14 protein-coding genes and 2 tRNA genes are annotated in these 14,538 nt (G+C 66.2%); 9 read left to right on the top strand and 7 right to left on the bottom strand.

The features are described 5' to 3' along the window. Nucleotides 1-302: 302 nt before the first annotated feature. The gene (locus AC4ELH_RS05480; RefSeq protein ID WP_498883415.1) at nucleotides 303-539 is read left to right on the top strand and encodes a hypothetical protein; all 237 of its coding nucleotides are present in this window, start codon (nucleotides 303-305) and stop codon (nucleotides 537-539) included. Between the two features lie 71 nt (nucleotides 540-610). Here AC4ELH_RS05480 and AC4ELH_RS05485 read toward each other — a convergent pair. Next, a tRNA-Lys gene (locus AC4ELH_RS05485) sits at nucleotides 611-686 on the bottom strand. A gap of 147 nt (nucleotides 687-833) precedes the next feature. Here AC4ELH_RS05485 and AC4ELH_RS05490 point away from each other — a divergent pair. Further along, a complete protein-coding gene (locus AC4ELH_RS05490) occupies nucleotides 834-2,054 on the top strand; it encodes a L,D-transpeptidase (protein ID WP_498883416.1) in 1,221 nt (406 codons plus the stop codon). A gap of 85 nt (nucleotides 2,055-2,139) precedes the next feature. Beyond that, nucleotides 2,140-2,502 carry a nuclear transport factor 2 family protein gene (locus AC4ELH_RS05495; RefSeq protein WP_064887029.1) on the top strand — a complete coding sequence of 121 codons (363 nt, stop codon included), beginning with the start codon at nucleotides 2,140-2,142 and terminating at the stop codon, nucleotides 2,500-2,502. Here the strand turns inward: AC4ELH_RS05495 and AC4ELH_RS05500 are convergent, their stop codons facing one another. Together AC4ELH_RS05500 and AC4ELH_RS05505 are read right to left on the bottom strand one after the other, a co-directional pair. Continuing rightward, nucleotides 2,503-2,997 carry an SRPBCC family protein gene (locus tag AC4ELH_RS05500; protein ID WP_064957806.1) on the bottom strand — a complete coding sequence of 165 codons (495 nt, stop codon included), beginning with the start codon at nucleotides 2,995-2,997 and terminating at the stop codon, nucleotides 2,503-2,505. Then, complete coding sequence (locus AC4ELH_RS05505) at nucleotides 2,994-3,695, bottom strand: DUF899 family protein (RefSeq protein ID WP_064957807.1); 702 nt, start codon at nucleotides 3,693-3,695, stop codon at nucleotides 2,994-2,996. Before AC4ELH_RS05505 ends, AC4ELH_RS05500 begins: the two co-directional genes overlap by 4 nt. A 141-nt stretch (nucleotides 3,696-3,836) precedes the next feature. Here AC4ELH_RS05505 and AC4ELH_RS05510 point away from each other — a divergent pair, with 141 nt between their 5' ends. The 3 genes from AC4ELH_RS05510 to AC4ELH_RS05520 all read left to right on the top strand — a co-directional run bounded on the left by AC4ELH_RS05510 (nucleotide 3,837) and on the right by AC4ELH_RS05520 (nucleotide 6,951). Continuing rightward, entirely contained in the window at nucleotides 3,837-4,616 is a 780-nt protein-coding gene (locus AC4ELH_RS05510; protein WP_064957808.1) for an SDR family oxidoreductase, read from the top strand. A 379-nt stretch (nucleotides 4,617-4,995) separates the two neighbouring features. After that, complete coding sequence (locus AC4ELH_RS05515) at nucleotides 4,996-6,507, top strand: PPE family protein (protein WP_498883432.1); 1,512 nt, start codon at nucleotides 4,996-4,998, stop codon at nucleotides 6,505-6,507. A 54-nt stretch (nucleotides 6,508-6,561) separates the two neighbouring features. Further along, on the top strand, nucleotides 6,562-6,951 hold the full coding sequence (locus tag AC4ELH_RS05520; RefSeq protein ID WP_131811705.1) for a hypothetical protein: 390 nt from the start codon (nucleotides 6,562-6,564) through the stop codon (nucleotides 6,949-6,951). Nucleotides 6,952-7,014: 63 nt separating this feature from the next. Here the strand turns inward: AC4ELH_RS05520 and AC4ELH_RS05525 are convergent. Then, nucleotides 7,015-7,087, bottom strand: a tRNA-His gene (locus AC4ELH_RS05525). 40 nt (nucleotides 7,088-7,127) lie between these two features. After that, nucleotides 7,128-7,775: an oligoribonuclease gene (gene orn, locus AC4ELH_RS05530; RefSeq protein ID WP_064887024.1), complete on the bottom strand. Its 648-nt coding sequence runs from the start codon at nucleotides 7,773-7,775 to the stop codon at nucleotides 7,128-7,130. Between the two features lie 117 nt (nucleotides 7,776-7,892). On the opposite strand from orn, the gene AC4ELH_RS05535 reads away from it, so the two are divergent. After that, nucleotides 7,893-9,476, top strand: a complete 1,584-nt coding sequence (locus AC4ELH_RS05535) for a helicase HerA-like domain-containing protein (protein WP_498883417.1) — start codon at nucleotides 7,893-7,895, stop codon at nucleotides 9,474-9,476. 88 nt (nucleotides 9,477-9,564) lie between these two features. Here the strand turns inward: AC4ELH_RS05535 and cmrA are convergent, their stop codons facing one another. Then, nucleotides 9,565-10,371 carry a mycolate reductase gene (cmrA, locus tag AC4ELH_RS05540; RefSeq protein WP_055115808.1) on the bottom strand — a complete coding sequence of 269 codons (807 nt, stop codon included), beginning with the start codon at nucleotides 10,369-10,371 and terminating at the stop codon, nucleotides 9,565-9,567. Between the two features lie 43 nt (nucleotides 10,372-10,414). On the opposite strand from cmrA, the gene AC4ELH_RS05545 reads away from it, so the two are divergent. Further along, the gene (locus AC4ELH_RS05545) at nucleotides 10,415-11,713 is read left to right on the top strand and encodes an MFS transporter (RefSeq protein WP_064887021.1); all 1,299 of its coding nucleotides are present in this window, start codon (nucleotides 10,415-10,417) and stop codon (nucleotides 11,711-11,713) included. Between the two features lie 7 nt (nucleotides 11,714-11,720). Here AC4ELH_RS05545 and AC4ELH_RS05550 read toward each other — a convergent pair whose 3' ends face one another. Further along, on the bottom strand, nucleotides 11,721-12,491 hold the full coding sequence (locus AC4ELH_RS05550) for an MmpS family transport accessory protein (RefSeq protein WP_064957831.1): 771 nt from the start codon (nucleotides 12,489-12,491) through the stop codon (nucleotides 11,721-11,723). A gap of 104 nt (nucleotides 12,492-12,595) precedes the next feature. Between AC4ELH_RS05550 and AC4ELH_RS05555 the strand changes: the two genes are divergently transcribed. Next, nucleotides 12,596-14,473, top strand: coding sequence for an alpha/beta hydrolase family protein (locus AC4ELH_RS05555; protein WP_498883418.1), 1,878 nt, complete (start codon nucleotides 12,596-12,598; stop codon nucleotides 14,471-14,473). Nucleotides 14,474-14,538: the final 65 nt, after the last annotated feature.

Here is a 14,538-nt window from a genome sequence, read left to right on the forward strand (position 1 = left end):
CAACTCGGTGTCGAGCGGGCGCGATAGCTGAAATCTGCTGCATAGCAGGGTGGGAACGGCTCTTTCTTGTCGAACCGGTTGCTAGTGCATAGGTGTCCAGCTAAGGTCGACGTCGGGTCAGGATCGGGGAGGCGACCCTGGGTATTGATCCCGACCGCAACACGGGACAATCGTGTGACAAGGGGGTATTGCGTTGCAGCTAACTTATTTTCCGTTTGCCAGGATCGCTGCATGGGCTATCGCCGGTCGAGCCGATCCCGGCGGGCTCATCGTCGGGATTCGCTGACGACACCCAATGGCTCATGTCGAACTTCTGTAAGGCGATGTGGGCCGTGGTCACACCGACGGGAGGTAGCCATATGGCGCATGTGAGCGACGAGACCCTGGGCGATCTGCGCAGGGAGCTCGACCGCTTCAAGAGCGAGCAGTACCGGGATCGCGGTTATGCGGCCGCACATCTGGCCGGGGCCGTGGAGATGTTGTTGGAAGAGGCTGAACCCAGCATCGGCGACCGACTGGCCGAGAGGTACCGAGCCTGACAGACGATGAGCAATCCCGGTAACGCCGAAACCCTGAAACGCAAAAACCCTGCCGAGGCAGGGTTTTTGGTTGGTGCGCCGTCAGGGTTTCGAACCCCGGACCCGCTGATTAAGAGTCAGCTGCTCTACCAACTGAGCTAACGGCGCGCGAGAGAGACAATAACAGGAGTTTCTCTCAACAGTGAAATCCGCTGGTGGCGGGCCTGGGACGCGCTTCTGGTCGGCCCGATCCGGCCAGAACCCTTAGACTATTGCCAAGAATTTGCTATCGACCATGCGAGGGGTAGGACGACCATGGGGCAGGCCCAGACGGTGACCCGTCCGTATCGGGGTGTGTTCCGGCGGGCAGTGGTTGCCATGGTGCCGGCAATGATGTTGGGGCTTACCGCGTGCGGGGGTGAAGACCCACAGGGGCCGACTCCGGTGATCACTGACAAGGGCACTCCCTACGGCGATTTGTTGGTGCCCAGGGTCAACGCGTCGGTGACCGATGGCGCCGTCGGCGTAACCGTCGACGCGCCGGTCACGGTGAGCGCGGAGAATGGTGTGCTCGGCGGCGTCACCATGACCAACGAAGAAGGCGCCACCGTCGCAGGCAAGTTCAGTGCCGACGGGCTGACATGGTCCACCACCGACCCACTCGACTACAACGAGCAGTACACCCTCAACGCGCAGTCTCTGGGCCTCGGTGGCGTCGCCAACCGCAGACTGCGGTTCGAGACGCACTCCCCGGCCAACTTGACGATGCCGTACGTCCTGCCGAACAACGGGGAAGTGGTCGGGGTGGGGCAACCGGTGGCAATCCGGTTCGACGAGAACATCTCCGATCGACTGGCTGCCCAACGTGCCGTCACCGTCAAGACCGATCCGCCTGTCGAAGGTGCGTTCTACTGGCTCAACAACCGCGAAGTACGTTGGCGCCCCGCGAAATACTGGAAGCCCGGCACCTCGGTGGACGTCACGGTCAACACCTACGGTGTCGAGTTGGGCGATGGATTGTTCGGTCAGGGCAATGTCACGACCCACTTCACGATCGGCGATGAGGTGATCGCGCAGGCCGACGACACGACCAAGACACTGACCGTCCGGCGCAACGGCGAGGTCGTCAAGGCCATGCCGATCTCCATGGGCAAGAACAGTTCTCCGACCAACAACGGCGTCTACATCGTCGGCGACCGTTTCGACCACATGGTGATGGATTCCTCCACCTATGGGGTGCCCGTCAACTCGCCGAACGGCTATCGCACCGAGGTCGACTTCGCGACCCAGATGTCCTACAGCGGCATCTACGTGCACGGCGCCCCGTGGTCGGTCGGCAGCCAGGGTTACAGCAACGTCAGCCATGGCTGCCTCAATGTCAGCACCGCGAACGCCAGGTGGTTCTACGAGAACACCAAACGCGGCGACATCGTCGAGGTCGTCAACACCGTGGGCTCGGTGTTGCCGGGCACCGAGGGCCTGGGGGACTGGAACATCCCGTGGGACCAGTGGCGCACCGGCAACGCCAGTACCTGACCCGATTACCCCTGCGGTAATCGACATCTCGCTTCGAGTCGGTGAATCTGGCTGAGTCCCAGTCGATTACCGTGAAAGAGGCGAAATGGCCGAGCTCAACGACACCGTCACCGCGTACCTCAGTACCTGGAATGCCACCGATGCCGCCGACCGACGGGCCTTGTTGGAACGGCACTGGTCGGCCGGCGCCACCTACACCGATCCGCTGGCTGAGGTGAGCGGACACGACGGGGTGTCCGCCGCCATCGAAGCGGTCCACTCCCAGTTTCCGGGATTCGTATTCACCCTCGTCAGCGGGCCCGACACCCACCACCGGCAGGCGCGTTTCCAGTGGGGGCTCGGTCCGCGCGACGCCGACCCGATAGTGGTCGGATTCGACGTACTCGCCACTGACGATGAGGGCCGGATCCAGACCGTGCTCGGGTTCCTGGATCAGGTGCCGGCCTGACTAATTCGATGAACGATCCAGTGCCGCAAGCGATTCGTCGAGGAATTCGGACCCGAACGGTGGCATCCCGCCGATCTGGTCGCGGAAGCTCTGCGGGGTGTCGGTCCAGTCGTAGGTGAGGGTGACGTCGGTCTGGTCCCCGTTGGGGGCCAGGTCGTACCGCCACCACCAGCCACCGGGCGCATGGTGGCCCTGCTCGTCGAGCTGGCCGGGCAACCAGGCGATGGTCCGGTCCTGCTCGAACTCGGTCACCAGGTTGTGCATGACGTAGTGGCCACCGGCCGCCGGTAGGAACATGTTGACCGCGAAGATCTGGCCGGTCCCGGTGATCGGTTCGGGGTCGATCGCGTCGCGCACCCAGTCGCCGGGCTCGGTGTCGCAATGCCGGGCCGGGTTGGCCAGGACGGCGAACACCTGCGCGGGGGAGGCGGAGATGGTGCGGGTGACGACGTAGCGCTGGCTGTCGGTTGCCGTCGTGTCGGTAGATGAAGTCACAGGGAGTCCTTTCCATACAGCTGGGCGATGTCGGGGCTGTCGAGCCAGCCCGAGTAGGTCGGCTGTTTGGGCCAGCCGTCGGGGGAGTCCTGCCATTGTTCCTGCCGGCCCCACGGCAGCAGGTCGATCAGCGCGAACGAGTGGCTGAGTTGTTCGGTGCCACGGCCATTGGTGTGCCAGGTGCGGTAGACGGTTTTTTCACCCGATGGCGCCGTCGCACAAAAGAACACGTTGACCGCGAAGCCTTCGCCAGGCGCGGCGTCGACGTCGGACCCGAAGGAGCTCTCCGATGAGGAGAACCAGTCCATGCGGTTGCCGACCTTCTCGCGGTACGCCAGTGCCTCCTCTATGGGCCCGTTGGTGACGATGACGAAGCGGGCGTCGTAGTTGTCCAGAAAGTCGAGACGCGTGAACTGCGACGTGAAGCCGGTGCAGCCGCCGCACTGCCATTCGGCACCGTCGGTCCACATGTGGTGGTAGGTGATCAACTGAGCGCGTCCGTCGAATACATCGGCCAGGCGCACCGGGCCGTCGGCACCGATCAGTGTGTACTCGGGCAGCTCCACCATCGGCAGCCGGCGGCGTGCGGCGGCGATCGCGTCCAGTTCCCGGGTGGCGGCCTTCTCCCGGCGCCGCAGGTCGTCGAGCGCGGTGCGCCACGCCTGCTGGTCGACTATCGGCGGTTTTCCTGTCGTCATGAAGGGCTCCTGACTGCTGCTCGGAGAATCTCGTTCTCTTAAGTGGACCCACCGAGCGTCCGGAATTCATCGCACCCGGTAATGTCCGACGAGCGAAGGGTGACCTAACACCTCGAGATGAACCATGGAGGTTGATCCAGAATGAGCGGTCAGCGAGCCGACGCAGCAGGGCTGCGTCTCCTCGTCGTCGGTGCTTCCTCGGGCATCGGCCACGCTGTTGCGGTCAGTGCCACCGAACGCGGCGCCAAGGTCGCCGTCGCCGCGCGACGCGTCGATCTGCTGAATTCCCTGGCAGACGCCATCGGCGGATTTGCCTTCGAGCTCGACGTCGAAGACTCCTCGGCCATCAGTCGCGTGGTCAACGAGGCAGCGGACGCGCTCGGCGGCCTGGACGCCGTGGTGTTCACCAGCACCGTGATCCCCTTCGCCTACATCGAGGACACCGACGTCGCCACCTGGTTGCACGCGTTCAGCGTCAACACGGTGGGTGCCAACAACGTATTGCGGGCGGCGACACCGCGGCTGTCCGAGAACGGTGTGGTGCTGGTCGCGTCGAGCTATGACGTGGGCCGTCCGCGGGCCGGTGTGGCGGCATACAGCGCGAGCAAGGCCGCGCTCGACGAGATCCTGAACTCCTGGCGCATCGAGCATCCCGAGCTGTCGCTGATTCGGGTGGGCGTCGGCCCCACCGACGACACCGAGATCCTGCGCGGTGCGGACCGCGACCTGCTGGACCAATTGGTCAAGACGTGGGTGGCCCAGGGCGCCCTGCCGGCCCGGATGTCGGCCCTGGGCGACGTCGCCAACACCCTGGTGTCGCTGGTGACCACCGCCTACGAGAATCCGACCGTGGTGCCCGAGATCGTGCAACTGGCGCCGCGGATCAGGAAGAAGACGGACGCGGTCGACGCGACGAAGTAGTCCGCGGTAGCCCGCAACGCGATCTCGCGGCCGGTGACTCCGGTCGCTGCGATACCTCGAAGGGTGTGAGGGCCGTTCGGCCACACGGCCTTTGGGGTCCTTTGTGTGCCTGCGCTGTGCACTCCGCGACGCATGATGTCCGCGATGTCACGTAGTGGCCTTCGTCGGCGGGTTCATCGCTGTGCCCGAGCGACACGCCGGGTAGTAGATCTCGCAGTTCTCGGCACGGTGCCGTGGCGATCCTGCAGACCTTGAAGCTGCTTCCGGACGGCTTTCTATGAGTTTCAAATGGATTGATTGATAACGACAATCGTATTCAATAACTTGGACCCTTCGGGTAGATGGTCTACAGGGAGGGTTTCTCGTGGTCGCGGTATGGATGGCCTCGCCGCCGGAGGTGCATTCAGCGTTGCTGACCAGCGGCCCGGGTCCTGGTGCGATGTTGGCCGCGGCCGGCGCATGGTCGTCCTTGAGTGTCGAATATGCCTCGGTGGCAACAGAACTCGCTGCAGTGCTGGGTGCGGTGCAAGCAGGAGCATGGCAGGGTCCGAGTGCCGAACAGTACGTGGCTGCTCACCTTCCGTACCTGGCGTGGTTGCAGCAGGTCAGCGCCGACAGCTCGGCGATCGCTGTCCAGCATGAAACCGCGGCCGCGGCTTACACCAGTGCATTGGCAGCGATGCCCACCCTGGCCGAGCTGGCCGCCAACCATGCTCGGCAGGCGGTCCTGGTGTCCACGAACTTCTTTGGGATCAACACCATCCCGATCGCGGTGAACGAGGCCGACTACGTGCGGATGTGGATTCAGGCTGCGACGACGATGACCGTCTATCAAGGGGTCTCCGAGACGTCTGTGGCATCCGCGCCATCCACCCCGGCGGCGCCGCGGATCCTGCACCACGACCACGACCACGACCACGACCACGAGGACGACCACGAACACGACGACGATCATGACCATGACCATGACCATGACGGCGACCACGATCATGACCACGACGACCATGGCCACGGTGACCTGAGCCCGCTCGACCCGCGGTGGTGGCTGGAAGTCGGCCACGAGCAGATCGAGAACATCGGCTTGCTGATCGACAACCTGCTGAACGACCCTGCTGCGTTGTTGACCAATTTACCGATGGTGTTGGCCGACATGGCTTTCCATGCGGCCCAGCTGCTGCAGGTCGTCGTTCAGTTGTCCCCAGCCCTGATCCAGCCCGCCCTGAGTGTCGTGATTGCCAACCTGGGGTGGGCGATCACCGGCCTGGCGGCAATCCAGCCGCCCGCCTTGGTCGGCGCGGAAATTCCGGCCGGCGCCGATCCTCAATCATGGCCGGCGGCCGGGGGCGCATCGACGGTAACGAGCGGAACGCCGGCTTCGGCTGCGCCGTCGGCTCCCGCGGCCCCCTCGACCGGCGCGTCGGCGTCGGCACCCGTCGCCTCCGCATCGGCGCCCTCGGCTGCTCCGGGTGGTGGACCGGGATTCTTCCCGCCCTATCTGATCGGCGCGCCGGGCGCCGCCGTCCCGGCTGCGGCGCGGGCCAACGCCGCGGCCGGCGCCAAGAGGAAAGCCACCGAACCCGATGCCGCTGCGGCCGCCGCCGGCGAAACGGCCCGCGAGGCCCGGGCCCGCCGCAGGCGCTGCGCAGCGATGCGCGAGAAGGGCCACGGCTACGAATACATGGACCTGCAAGCTGATCCGGACGGGAACACCGCACCGGAGACGTCACCGACGGCCTCGGGCCGCGGTGCGGGGCCGCTGGGCTTTTCCGGAGTGCTCGACAAGCCGGAAGCGACGACAACCGGCTTGGCGACGCTGGGCGGCGCCGAGTTCGGCGACGGTTCGACGGTGCCACTGTTGCCATCCACCTGGGATCCGGACTCGAAGGAGTGAGGCGGCGGGGCTGTGTCGGCCGAACACCGCTGACGCAGCTGCCAGACTCTGTGCGTGCGTTGGGATTGGTTGCTGCTAGGTGCGTTGGTGTGCACTCTGGCCGGTTGGCTGTTGCGCCGCTACGGCCCTGATGCGCCTGATCTCCAGGTGGCGGCCAGGGTTCTGATGATCGGCGGACTGTCGGTCGTTGCCGCCGTGACGGCACTGTACGTGGGGTTTTTCGCCCTGCTGCTCTACTGGCCGGTGGTGCGGGTCTTCGACGACGGTTGGCCTATGACGTTCGCGGTCTACGCTCAGGCGGCTGTGATGTTCGGCCTCGTCGTCATCGCAGTGCGGCGAAATGTGCTGAGCCGGCTCCCCGTGCTGGTGTTCGCCGCGACGACGCTGGCGTTCAGCGCGTGGCTCTGCCTGCATCCACTGGAATGGCTTCCACAACCGAGTTGAGCTTCATCGAGGCCCGAAACCAGAAACGCCGCCTGCTTGCGCAGACGGCGTCCCCGATATCGGGGTGGCTGACGGGACTCGAACCCGCGACAGCCAGGATCACAACCTGGTGCTCTACCAACTGAACTACAGCCACCATCGCCGCGCTGCCATTCGGCGTATGCGGCTCGTAGATACTAACTGCTCGGGTGTCCTACCGCCGAATCGGTTTCGGTCGCGTCGTTCTTCGGCGGGCCGAGCTCGGCGGCGATCGCAGCGATATCGCTGGTAGAAGGCCCGGGCTGGGCGACGAACGCGGTCGAGCGGTAGTACTTGAGTTCGCGGATCGACTCGTGGATGTCGGCCAGGGCGCGGTGTGCGAGACCTTTCTCCGGCTGGCCGAAGTAGATCCGGGGGTACCAGCGGCGGCACAGTTCCTTGATCGAGCTGACGTCGATCATCCGATAGTGCAGGTAATCGTCGAGTTTGGGCATGTCGCGGGCGATGAAGCCACGGTCCGTCGCGATCGAGTTGCCGGCCAGGGGAGCGGCCTTGGCCGTCTTGACGTGCTCGCGGATGTAGTCGAGCACCATCTGCTCGGCGGTGGCCACGTCGACGGTCGACACCCGGACTTCCTCGATCAACCCGGACCGGGTGTGCATCTGTTTGACCACGTCGACCATGGAGGACAGCGCCTCGTCGTCGGTGTGAATGACCACGTCAAGGCCGTCACCGAGGATGTTCAGGTCAGCGTCGGTGACCAGAACCGCGATCTCGATCAGCCGATCGGACTTGAGGTCCAGGCCGGTCATCTCGCAGTCGATCCATACCAGTTCGTCTCGCACGAAGATCCACAGTATTCCTACACGTGACAACGAGCCGTCACACCCACCGCGCGCGCCGCCTGACAAGTAGTGTCAGACCCCGATTGGCTCGTTCGCGCAAACTGGGAGGACCGCGGCATGACCACCGAATCGACAGCCACGCCCGCGCAGCAGATTGCTGCCGGTTACGCAGTCGAAGGCCAGGCGTTGGAGCTGGGAACTGTGTTCGTCCCCGACGACACAGGCGGCACTGTCGACCCGAGCGCGCAGGTCCGCATTCCGCTGGCCACGGTCAACCGGCACGGGTTGATCGCCGGTGCCACCGGTACCGGCAAGACGAAGACGCTGCAGGTGATCGCCGAGCAGTTGTCCGCGGCGGGTGTCCCGGTGGTGATGGCCGACGTGAAGGGCGATCTGTCGGGGCTGTCGAAGGCCGGCGAGGCCAACGACAAGACCGCGCAGCGGGCCAAGGACACCGGCGACAGCTGGACGCCGACCGCCTTCCCGGTGGAATTCCTGTCGCTGGGCACCGAAGGGATCGGGGTCCCGGTGCGGGCCACGATCACCAGCTTCGGGCCGATCCTGCTGTCAAAGGTTCTGGGGCTCAACACAACTCAGGAGTCCACGCTCGGCCTGATCTTCCACTGGGCCGATCAGAAGGGCTTGCCGCTGCTGGACATCAAGGACCTGCGTTCGGTGATCCAGTTCCTCACCAGCGACGAGGGCAAGCCGGAACTCAAGGCCCTGGGCGCGGTGTCGACCACGACGGCGGGTGTCATCCTGCGCGCCCTGGTCAACCTGGAGGCCGAGGGCGCCGATTCGTTCTTCGGCGAACCGGAGCTGGAGCCCAAGGATCTGCTGCGCACCGACGCGCAGGGCCGCGGCATCATCAGCCTGCTGGAGTTGGGTTCGCAGGCCGCGCGCCCGGTGATGTTCTCGACGTTCCTGATGTGGGTGCTGGCGGATCTGTTCACGTCGCTGCCCGAGGTCGGTGACATCGACAAGCCGAAGCTGGTCTTCATCTTCGATGAGGCCCATCTGCTTTTCACCGACGCGTCCAAGGCGTTCCTGGAGCAGGTCGAGCAGACCGTCAAGCTGATCCGCTCCAAGGGGGTCGGAGTGTTCTTCTGCACGCAGCTGCCCACGGACGTCCCCAACAATGTGCTCTCACAGCTGGGTGCCCGGGTGCAGCATGCGTTGCGCGCCTTCACCCCGGACGATCAGAAGGCCTTGTCGAAGACCGTGCGCACCTACCCGAAGACCGATGTCTACGACCTGGAGAAGGCGCTGACGTCGTTGGGTATCGGCGAGGCTGTGGTCACGGTGCTCTCGGAGAAGGGTGCGCCGACACCGGTGGCGTGGACGAGGATGCGGGCGCCGCGGTCGTTGATGGACACGATCGGCACTGACGCGATCACGGCTGCCGCCAAGGCCAGCCCGCTGCAGGCGACGTACGGCCAGACAGTGGACCGGGATTCGGCCTACGAGCAGCTGGCCGCCAAGCTGGCCCCACCGCCGTCGCCGGAGGATTCGGGCGGCTTTGGCGGTATCGAGGCGTCAGGTGAGATCGAGGCCATGCCGGCCCCGGCGCAACCGGCCGAGCCGGGGATGCTCGAGCAGGTGCTCAAGAGCTCGGCATTCAAGAGCGCCATGCGGTCGGCGGGCACCGTGATCGGTCGCGAGATCACCCGCAGCATCTTCGGGACGGGCCGCCGCCGGTAGTCCCCACGCCCTGCCGAAATGGCATTCCGGCAGGGCGTTACTCGATGTTTCGCTGCTGGAATGCCATTTCGGCGAAAAGCGGGAGAAACTAGCCGCCGCCGAGCTTCTTGTACACAGCGCCCACGATCGGGGTGACGATGGCCCGCGGTGCGTATCCGCTGGCCATCGACATGGCCTTGGAGGTCACGCCGGGCACCACCCGCATCTTGTTCTTCTCCAGACCGTCCAGCGACAGCTTGGCGGTGTATTCGGTTGAGATCCACAGGAAGTCGGGGATCAGCCGCTCGACCAGAGACTGCTCGGACTCGTCGGGCAGGTCGGTACGCACCGGGCCCGGCGCCAGCACCGTGACGTGCACGCCGGCGCCCTTGAGCTCGCCGCGCAGCGACTCGCTGAAGGTATTGGCGAACGCCTTGGTCGCCGCGTAGGTGGCGTTGTTGGGGATCGGCGAATTACCGGCCGCCGAGCCCGAGGTCAGGATGCCGCCGGAGCCGCGCTTGACCATTCCGGGCAGCACCGCCAACACCAGATCGTGGACACCGAGCACATTCAGCTGCACCTGTGCCTTCTCCCCGGCCGGGTCGAGGTCGTTGACCGGGCCGAAGGTCGCGGTGCCCGCGTTGGCGCACAGGATCGAGATCTCGCGCTGGGCGAGTTCGTCGCACAGGACGCCTCGGGCCGCGGGGTCGGCGAGGTCGACGGCGCGCACCTCGACGGTCACCCCGTAACGCTCGGTGAGGCGCTGCGCGAGTGACGTCAGTACGTCCTCCCGTCGGGCGGTGATGATCAGGTGGTGGCCGCGGGCAGCGAGTTCGGTGGCCAACGCTTCGCCGATGTTCTGCGAGGCGCCGGTGACGACGGCACGGGCATCCGGACTGGGTGCGGGTACTGGCATGCGGCCAATCCTAGAAGGCGTCCGAACCCATAAGGTGTCGGTCATGACTAACCCCCGGCGGGCGAGGGTGCTCGCGTGGGCACTGTGGGACTGCGGCGCGACTGGGCTGAACGCCATCGTCATCACGTTTGTGTTCTCGGTGTATCTGACGAAAGGCGTCGGATCGGACCTGCCCGGCGACACCTCGCCGGCCAGTTGGCTGGGCTGGGCCATGTTCGCCGTCGGTCTCGCGGTGGCGCTGCTGGCGCCCGCCGTCGGGATCTGGGTCGACGCGCCGCAGCGGCGGCGTCGGGTACTGGCGGTGATGACGGGTGCCGCCGTGGCGTTCACCGCGGCGATGAGCCTGATCCGCGATGACCACCGCTACCTGCTGCCGGGGTTGATCCTGTTGGCCTGCACCGCGGCCTGCAACGAGCTGGCCACCGTGCCCTACAACGCCATGCTGCGACAGCTGTCCACCCCGGAGACGTCAGGGCGGATCTCCGGGCTCGGCCTGGCGATGGGCTACGGGGGCAGCGTCGTGCTGTTGCTGCTGGCCTACGTCGGATTCATGGCCGGTGACGGGGGCGCGCTGGGTATCCAGACCGAAGACGGGCAGAACGTGCGAGCGGTGATGCTGCTCACCGCGGTCTGGTTCGCGTTGTTCGCGCTGCCGATGTTCGTGATGGTGCCGCCGGTGACCGATGCGCCCCCTGTTGAGCGGGTCGGCTTCTTCGGCGCCTACCGCAAGTTGTGGTCCGAGATCCGCGGCGAGTGGCAACGCGACCACAACGTGGTCTACTACCTGCTGGCCAGCGCGGTGTTCCGCGATGGGCTGGCCGGGGTGTTCACCTTCGGCGCGGTGCTGGGGGTCAGCGTCTACGGCATCTCCGAGGCAGACGTGCTGTTGTTCGGGATCAGTGCCTGCGTGATCGCCGCGCTCGGGGCCGTCATCGGGGGGCAGCTCGATGACCGGATCGGTTCCAAGTCCGTCATCGTCGGATCGCTGGTCTCCCTGATCGCGGTGGGGCTGGCCTTGCTGGTGCTGTCAGGACCGGTGGCCTTCTGGGTGTGCGGCCTGTTGCTGTGTCTGTTCATCGGGCCGACGCTGGCCTCGGCCCGCACCTTGATGCTGCGGATCACCGCGGACGGAAAGGAGGGCGTCGCGTTCGGGCTCTACACCACCGTCGGACGCGCAGCGTCCCCCCTGGCGCCGTTGCTGTTCTCCATTTTCATCAATGTGTTCGGCGCCGACCGGGCCGGGATGGGCGGACTGGTGCTGGTGCTGGCGCTGGGGCTGGCGGGCATGTTGGCCGTGCGGGTGCCAGCCCGGCAGCCCAGCCCCGCCGTGCCCGCGCACTGAGCCGGGCTCAGGCCGTACCGACGCAGATGGTGATTCCCGAGCCGGTCCGATGTTGGGTTTGCACGCCGTTGACGGTCACGGTGCACGCCACCTCGGGGCCGAAATTCACGACGCTCACGCTGGCTGTTTCGGTCGCCGGCTGAGCCAATTCGACCTGCTTGCTCCAGGGCAGCATGACGTTGAACTCGGTTTGCAGCACGTTTCCGGTGTCCAGGTAGGTGATGTTGATGGCCCGGCCCTCACCGGCGACCTCATAGGTGACGGTCTCGGTGGGCCCGGGCGTGGTCTCCGTGGGCGGGGCCGTGGTGGGTGCCGGGACCGGGCGTGGCGCCCGCGAGGTCGTGGTGGGTGTCTTCGGTGACGTGCTGAAGTTGGGCTGCGGGGTGATCGGTTGCGGTGCGACCACGGTCTCCTGGCTGGAGCCGTTGGCGATCACCAGCGCGACGACCAGGCCGAGCGCGACCAGGACTGCCACGGCGGCAAGGATCCACAACCAGAGCCGGGGCTCGTGGCCGTCGGGTTCGGGCGGGGTACCCGGCGGCGGAGTGGGTGCGCCCGGCGGCTGGCCGGTTGCGCCTGCGTCGTACCCGTAGGGAGAGTATGGCGGTAGCTGTTGGGTGGGATTCGGGCCCGGCTGCGGCGCCGAACCGGGCACAGCCGGGTACGCACCCTGATACGGCGGCTGGTTCGAGTACGCCGGATCTGGATAGTCCACGGGGTAGCCGCTACCGAACGATTGGGTCGGCTCGGACGTGTCGCGGCGTGGTGAATCTGTCATGCCCACCTCATGGCTGCGAGGGTACCTGTGCGGGCGCTCAGTCCGCTGCGGCCGAGGTCCCAGGGATCGAGTGGTGATGAGAGATGCTGGAGTGGACTGCGCAAGTGACGGGAGGACGCGAGGTGGCCGCAGATCGGCATGTGCGGGTGAACTACGGCGCGTCGTTGTCACCGGATGCGACGGCATTTGCCCACTTGGTCGACGATGGCGGCTATCCGCGGGCGGTGCAGCGCTTCCTGCGCGGATGGCGGGCCAGTTCCTCGCGCGACGTCGAACTGCCCGTGGTCGGGCCCGTGACGAAGGTCATCCATTCCGCCGACGGCCACTGGCTGGCGTGCCAGGTGGCCCCCGAAGGTGGGACCCGCAGCCAGATCTGGGTGGTCACGACCGATCCCGACGACCGTGACGCGCGCCGGATCGACTACTGGCCGCCCAACGCCGAGGGCACGGCCGAACTGATCAGTTGGGACGGCAGCCAGGTCGCGGCGATCCTCACCGGAGAGGACGGTGTCGGCAGCTCGTGCCTGATCGACCCGGCGACCGGGGGCACCCTCATTCTCGACCGACGGTCGGGCGGGCGGCTGGTCGATGCGTGGGCGGGCGCCTCGCTGGTGCGGGTCGGACCGCGTGGGTACCAGGAGCTCATCATGCTGTGGGGGTTGACCGAGATCGCGCTGCTGCCATCGGATCCCGGGTCGGTCACCGATTTCGGTGTGATCCTCGACGATCACACCCCGCGACGGCTCCGCAGCGGCGTCGAAGGTGAGACCACCCTGTACTACCCGGCCAGCACCTATGAGCCGGGCAGCACCGAAGGCTTCGTGCGGGCCCTGATCCGCAGTGACAACGGCGCCGCGCACGCCCGTCTGCTGGAGGTGACGGTGACCGCCGAGGGCGTGACGTACCACGTTGTCGCCGAACGGGCCGGCTATGAGCTCGACGAGTTCGTGGTCAGTGACGATATGTCCACCGTCGCATTGTTGTGGAACATCGACGGCCGCAGCGAGTTGCAGGTCCTGGAATATGCCGACGAATCGCTGTCGGCACCGATTCCCATGCCCGGCCCGGTCGCCGGTGAGCTCAGCATCAGCGCGGGCGGGTCCATGGTGGCGGTGACCGTGCAGGGGCCGTCGTTGCCGCGCACCGTCGAACTCGTCGATCCGCGCTCACTGGAATGGGAGCGGATCGACCGGGAACCCAGCAGCGGGCCCCTGACTGCGGCGCCCACGCTGGAGCGGATCACCGCACGCGACGGGTTGGAGCTCACCGGGTGGTTGTACCGGCCGCAGGGGGAGACGGTGGGTGCGGTGATGTTCCTGCACGGTGGCCCTGAGGGACAGGCGCGGCCCGAATACAACGAGATCTTCCCGGCGCTGCTGGAGGCCGGTTTTGCGGTGCTGGCGCCGAACGTGCGCGGCTCGGGCGGGTTCGGTCGGGCTTTCGTGCACGCCGATGACAAGGAGTTGCGGTTCGCCGCGATCGACGATGTCGCCGATTGTGCGAAGTATCTGGTGGACCAGGGTGTTGCGCCGGCCGATCGGCTGGCCTGTACCGGGTGGTCGTACGGCGGCTATCTGACCCAGGCGGCGCTGGCCTTCCATCCGCAGCTGTTCGTCGCCGGCATCAGCATCTGCGGGATGAGCGATCTGAACAGCTTCTACCACACCACCGAGCAGTGGATCGCCGCCGCCTCCTACCCCGAGTACGGCCACCCGGTCGCGGATCGTGATCTGCTGGAACGGCTTTCGCCGCTGCCGAGGGCGGATGCCGTGATCGCCCCGCTGTTGCTGGTGCACGGCGGCAACGACACGAACGTGCTGCCCGACGAATCCCGTCAGATGTACGAGGCGCTGGTGGCACTCGGGCGCACCGCCGAACTGCTGATCTTCGACGACGACGGCCACGAGATCGTCAAACGGGAGAACCGCGCCGTGCTGGTCGATGCGGCGACCCGCTGGCTGTCCAAGGCGTTCGGTGTCTAGGGCGTGTCTGACAAACATTTTGGATGTGGCGGTCCAGACTTGGGGTGTGTCGCGTTTTCAGTTGC

It is taken from the genome of Mycobacterium shunyiense (assembly GCF_058270075.1).